Annotated in this window: 6 protein-coding genes; 3 read left to right on the forward strand and 3 right to left on the reverse strand. The window is 73.4% G+C overall.

The features are described 5' to 3' along the window. A partial coding sequence (gene ppk2, locus EF903_RS27625) for a polyphosphate kinase 2 (RefSeq protein ID WP_125547670.1) occupies positions 1–1,000 on the reverse strand: 1,000 nt, incomplete at its 3' end. Positions 1,001–1,164: 164 nt separating this feature from the next. On the opposite strand from ppk2, the gene EF903_RS27630 reads away from it, so the two are divergent. The 3 genes from EF903_RS27630 to EF903_RS27640 all read left to right on the forward strand — a co-directional run bounded on the left by EF903_RS27630 (position 1,165) and on the right by EF903_RS27640 (position 3,912). After that, on the forward strand, positions 1,165–2,358 hold the full coding sequence (locus tag EF903_RS27630; protein ID WP_399421825.1) for an aromatic acid exporter family protein: 1,194 nt from the start codon (positions 1,165–1,167) through the stop codon (positions 2,356–2,358). Between the two features lie 89 nt (positions 2,359–2,447). Next, complete coding sequence (locus EF903_RS27635) at positions 2,448–3,392, forward strand: RNA polymerase sigma-70 factor (protein ID WP_125547673.1); 945 nt, start codon at positions 2,448–2,450, stop codon at positions 3,390–3,392. A 43-nt stretch (positions 3,393–3,435) separates the two neighbouring features. Beyond that, positions 3,436–3,912, forward strand: coding sequence for an Imm21 family immunity protein (locus tag EF903_RS27640; protein WP_125547674.1), 477 nt, complete (start codon positions 3,436–3,438; stop codon positions 3,910–3,912). 51 nt (positions 3,913–3,963) lie between these two features. Here the strand turns inward: EF903_RS27640 and EF903_RS27645 are convergent, their stop codons facing one another. Next, positions 3,964–4,779 (reverse strand): SDR family oxidoreductase, encoded by an 816-nt coding sequence (locus EF903_RS27645; RefSeq protein ID WP_125547675.1) that lies wholly within the window; start codon positions 4,777–4,779, stop codon positions 3,964–3,966. A 141-nt stretch (positions 4,780–4,920) separates the two neighbouring features. Then, positions 4,921–5,475 (reverse strand): cysteine hydrolase family protein, encoded by a 555-nt coding sequence (locus EF903_RS27650; RefSeq protein WP_125547676.1) that lies wholly within the window; start codon positions 5,473–5,475, stop codon positions 4,921–4,923. Positions 5,476–5,591 lie beyond the last annotated feature (116 nt).

Genomic DNA, 5,591 nt, shown 5'->3' on the forward strand with positions numbered 1-5,591 from the left:
GGTGCTGGCCGGGGCCGGTGGGTGACCCGCTCAGGGGGGTGGGCGACAGGTCCGCCGGCTCCTCGCCCGCCTCCAGAAGGGTGTCCGCGGAGCCGACGATCAGCGGGTCGGGGTGGCCCACCGCCTTCTCGTCCTTGCTGGCGTAGTCGATCCGCCACAGCAGGCTGCGGATCGCCTCCAGGCGGGCGCGCCGCTTGTCGTTGCTCTTCACGACGGTCCAGGGCGCGTGCTCGGTGTCGGTGGCTCGGAACATGGCGACCTTCGCGTCGGTGTAGGCATCCCACAGGTCCAGGGAGGCGAGGTCGGTCGGCGAGAGCTTCCACTGGCGCACCGGGTCGACCTGCCGGATCGCGAAGCGGGTGCGCTGTTCGGAGCGGGAGACCGAGAACCAGAACTTGACCAGCAGGATGCCGTCCTCGACGAGCATCGCCTCGAAAGCGGGGCACTGGTGCAGGAAGCGCTCGTACTGCTCGTCGGTGCAGAAGCCCATGACGCGTTCCACGCCGGCGCGGTTGTACCAGGAGCGGTCGAAGAAGACGATCTCGCCGCGGTCGGGCAGGTGGGCGGTGTAGCGCTGGAAGTACCACTGTCCGGCCTCGCGCTCGGTCGGCTTGTCGAGGGCGACGATGCGGGCGCCGCGGGGGTTGAGCCGTTCGGTGAAGCGCTGGATGGTGCCGCCCTTGCCGGCGGCGTCGCGGCCCTCGCAGATCACGACCACCCGGGCGCCGGTGTCCTTGACCCAGCGCTGGAGCTTCAGCAGTTCGATCTGCAGGATGCGCTTGGCGCGCTCGTACTCGGGCCGGCGGATCTTGCGGGTGTACGGGTAGTTCTCCCGCCAGGTGCGGATCGGCTGCCCGTCGGCGTCGAGCAGGACCGGCTGCTCGGGTCGGCTGGCGTCGATGCTGAGCCCTTCGAGGAGCGCGTCCTCGGGGCCCGGCGCCTGCCCTTCCGGGTCGTGCCGCCGGCCGTCTTCTTCCTGCTCCTGCCCCTGCGCGTCCATGGCGGACGTATACCCCGGGCCGGGCCGCGCTATCGCCGGCCTGCGGTGTCGTACGCGGATGCCGAACGGGAGGCGCGTGCGGCGGGGGCGGCCAAGGAGGTAAAAACCCGGCCGCCCCTGTCACCCGGGGGTCCGGCCGGGGAATGCGGGCAGGTATGCCCCAGATGATCAATACCCTCTCCCGCTTCGCCCGCCGGCACCGCGAACCGGTCGCGGTGCAGGCGCTGCGTTCCACCGCCGCCGCCGTCATCAGCTACGTGATCGCGCTGCGTTTGAGCAGTGAGCCGGCGCCGCTGACCGCCCCGCTGACCGCGCTGCTCGTCGTCCAGGTCACCCTCTACTCGACGCTGACCACCGGCATCAGGCGGGTGAACTCCGTGGTCGCCGGGGTGCTCATCGCCATCGGCTTCAGTGTGTTGGTGGGCCTGACCTGGTGGAGCCTCGGCCTGGTCATCCTGGCGTCGCTGCTGGTGGGCCATCTGGTGCGGGTGGACGAGTTCGTGCCGGAGGTGGCGATCAGCGCCATGCTGGTGCTGGGTGTCACCCAGGTGGCGGACACGGCCTGGGACCGGGTGCTGGAGACGCTGATCGGGGCGGCCGTCGGACTGCTGATCAACCTGCTCGTCGCGCCTCCGGTGTGGGTCGGCCCGGCGAGCAGCGCGATCACCGACCTCGCGGCCCGGATGAGCCGGCTGCTCGGCCACCTCGGCGAGGACTGGCCGTCCGGTCCCGCGAAGGTGGAGGAGGCCGCGGCCCGGCTCCACGAGGCGAGGCGCCTCGACAACGACATCGCGCTGGTGGACGCGGCCCTGCGCCAGGCGGAGGACAGCCTGCGGATGAACCCGCGGGTCAAGGAGGGCCTGCTGTTCCGGCTGGTGCTGCGGACCGGCCTGGACACGCTGGAGATCTGCGCGGTGGTCCTGCGCGTGGCCTGCCGGACGCTGACCGACCTGGCGAAGGCACGGCCCGACAGCCCGCTGTTCACCGCCGAGGTCAAGGCGGCGCTGCGGGAACTGCTGGACCACACGGCCCGGGCCGTGGAGAGCTTCGCCCAGTTGATCACGGCGCAGGTCAGCGCCAACGCGGAGAAGGCGGAGGAGCGGCTGGCGGGGGAACTGCTGGTGGCCCGGGCGAGCCGGGACCGGCTCGCGGACCTGATGCTGGCGAAGGTGCAGGAGGATCCCGCAGAGTGGCAGCTGCAGGGCGCGCTCCTCGCCGAACTGGACCGGGTACTGGACGAACTGGGCGTGGACAAGCGCTCGCAGCGCCTCCTGGAGGAACTCGACCGGCACACCCGCACCCGGCGCGCCGGCCGCTTCGCCCGGCGCGGGCGGGAGGGCGCGGAGCGGCGCGCGTGAGCCGGGGCGGCGCCCCAACCGCCTTGCGGTGCACGGCGGTCGGCCCCTCCCCCTCCGGGCGCGCCGCGTCCGCGCACTAGGATCGGGGCATGCCGCTGACCATGGACGACGTCGACCGCTTCGAGGCCGCGAGGCCGCGCCTGGAGGCCATCGCCTACCGCATGCTGGGATCCGCGGGCGAGGCGGAGGACGCCGTGCAGGAGACGTTCCTGCGCTGGCAGGCCGCGGACGTCTCGCTCATCGAGGTCCCCGAGGCGTGGCTGACGAAGGTCCTCACCAACCTGTGCCTGAACCAGCTCTCCTCGGCCCGCGCCCGCCGCGAGACGTACGTCGGCCAGTGGCTGCCGGAGCCGCTGCTGGAGGGGGACCCGATGCTCGGCCCGGCGGACACCGCGGAGCAGCGCGAATCCGTGTCGTACGCGGTACTCGTGCTGATGGAGCGGCTGTCGCCCAACGAGCGGGCGGTGTACGTGCTGCGGCAGGCCTTCGACTACCCGCACCGGGAGATCGCCGAGATCCTCGACCTGTCGGAGGCGGCCAGCCAGCAGATCTTCCACCGGGCCAAGAAGCACCTCGCGGACGGCAGGGCCCGTACCGAGATCGACCGGGCGGCGGCCCGGCGGGTGGTGGAGGAGTTCCTCGCGGCCGCGACGAGCGGGGAGACCGAGCCGCTGGTGCGGCTGCTGACCGCGGACGCCATCGCGGTCGGCGACGGCGGCGGGAAGGTCCCGGCCCGTGCGAGGGCCTTCGAGGGCGCGGTGGCGGTCGCCAGGTTCATGCGGGGCCTGTTCAAGCCGGCCCCGGCGAAACGGAAGCTGGTCGGCGGCGCGGCGGACATGTACGCGACGACCGCGAACGGCGAACCGGCCGTCGTGGCGGTCGTCGACGGCCGGGTGATCGGGGTCATCTGCCTTCAGGTCACCCCGGAGGGCATCGCCGCGTTCCGCAGCCAGGTCAACCCGGACAAGCTGGAACGGGCCACGGCGGCCTGGTCGGCCGCCCCGCACGGAGAGCCCCTGCTGCGCGCCTTCTAGACCGTCCGGTCGACAGGGGCGCCGATCAGGGCGGAGGAATCGAATGCCTGTGCGCAATGCGGTCACGTGGCTCGACGGGACGGACTTCGGCTACTACGCGCTGTGTCCCGCGAGCCGTCTCGACGGGTGGGCCGGGACCGAGGCGGACGAGGTGTTCGGGGCCTGCGTCGGCAGGATCGCGCTCCCCGGCCACGGAGAGGTCCTCACCATCGGCGGCGAAGCCCTGCCCGTGGCCTACCTGCCAGAGAGCATGGTCTTCGTCCAGGACGCCGGATCCGACGAGGGGATCGACGTCCCCGGGGAGGTGGAGCGGGCCCTGGGCGCACCGGGATGGCAGGACGCCTTCGAGATCTCCTTGGGCGGGCGCTACTTCCTCATCGATTCCGGGGTGCCCGGCGCGGAGACGGAAGAGGAGTGCACCGTGCGGGTCGACATCCCCCGCGGCCGCTACCTGGTCCGGTCGCTCGTCCTCGACCTGCCGCTGGGGGAGTTCCGGCTCCACCGGCTCCAGGCCCGGTGAGGGCTCTGCGGGCGCGGGGCCCGGGCCGGGGTCCGGTGGGGGCCGGCGGCATCAGCGCCCGCCGGGCCGGCGCCAGTCCCCGCTTTGCAGATGGGAGCCGGCCATCGGGCCCATGCGGAGCATGCCGCCGTCGACCGCCCAGGAGGCGCCCGTCACGTACGAGGCGTCCGGGCCGGCCAGGAAGGCGATGACGGCGGCGACCTCGCGGGCGTCGCCGGGGCGGCCGAGGGGGACGCCGGGGCGGTGCTCGCGGTGCACGTCGGTGTCCTCCTGGCCGGTCATGGGGGTGGCGATCTCGCCCGGGGCCACGGCGTTCACCGTGATGCCGTGCTCGGCGAGTTCGAGCGCCATCACCTGGGTGAGGAGGCCGAGGCCGCCCTTGGCCGCGCAGTACGGTGCGGAGCCGACGCGGGGCTGGTGCTCGTGCACGGACGTGACGTTGACGATGCGGCCCCCGCCGCCTTGGGCGATCATGCGGCGGGCGGCGTGCTGGGAGCACAGGAACGGGCCGACCAGGTCGACGTCGAGCACCTCGCGCAGGGTGCCGAGGCCGATGTCGAGGAAGGGGGTGGCCGTGCCGGTGCCCGCGTTGTTGACCAGGACGTCGAGGCGGCCGAGTTCGTCGGCGAGGTCGTCGACGACCCGTGCGGCGGCCGGCAGGTCGGTGAGGTCCAGGCGGGCGACGGCAGCCCTCCTGCCGTGGCCGCGCACCTCGGCGGCCGTCTCCCGGGCTCCGGCCTCGTCCGTGTGCCAGGTGATGCCGACGTCCATCCCTGCCTCGGCGAGTCGGGCGGCGGTCGCCCGGCCGATGCCGGAGTCCGCGCCGGTGACCACGGCCGCCCGGGGGGCGGGCTGGGGCTGTGTCATGGGCCTGTCCTCCTGACTGTGCGAGGGTGCTGCGCCCGGGGCGTGGGGCCCGGGGCGTGGGATCCGGGGCGCGTGGGATCCGGGGCGGTCCGCGCCTGCCCGCCTGCCGGCCCCGCAATCCCTCCGCCGGCCGGGGCGCGCTCACTCCGCCGGGGGCTGCGGCCACAGCTCGCCCGGGCCGTCGACGACCCGGGCGCCCATGTTCTCCGCCATCATCCGCAGGGCCGCCTCGGCGAGGTCCGCGTGGATGTGGGCGACCGCGTTCCGGGGGACGACGACGTCGAGGTGGCGGATGTGCGCGTCGAGCGCCGAGTAGAGCACGCACTGCTCGGTCACCTGCCCGACGAGCACCAGGCGGCCGACGTCCATCGTGCCCAGCAGGTAGGCCAGCGGCGTCTCGAAGAACACCGAGTGGCGGGCCTTGACGACGAAGAGGGAGTCCTCGTCCGGCAGGACCGGCTCCACCAGTTCGGGGTGGGCGCCGGCCATCGCGACGTCGATGATCTGGCCGTGGTGGGAGCGCCACTGGCCGAAGTTGTCGTTGACGTAGATGACGGGCACCTGCGCGGCCCGGGCGGCGGAGAGCAGTTCCACGATGCGGGGCAGTGCGGTGCGGACGGACGGGACCAGCAGGTCGGCGTCCTCGTGCCGGTAGGGGTTGAGCATGTCGATGACCACGACGGCCGTGTTGTCCATGCCGTCGAATCTGTGGTGCGGGCGGGGCGGTGGGGGCCGCCGCGCCGCAGGCGTCCCCCCTTCGGCCCATGTCCGGCGTGCCGTCCGGGCCGGGGCGGGGCCCCTCAGGCGAAGGC

The organism is Streptomyces sp. WAC05292 (assembly GCF_003949955.1).
GTDB classification, from domain to species: Bacteria; Actinomycetota; Actinomycetes; order Streptomycetales; family Streptomycetaceae; genus Streptomyces; species Streptomyces globosus.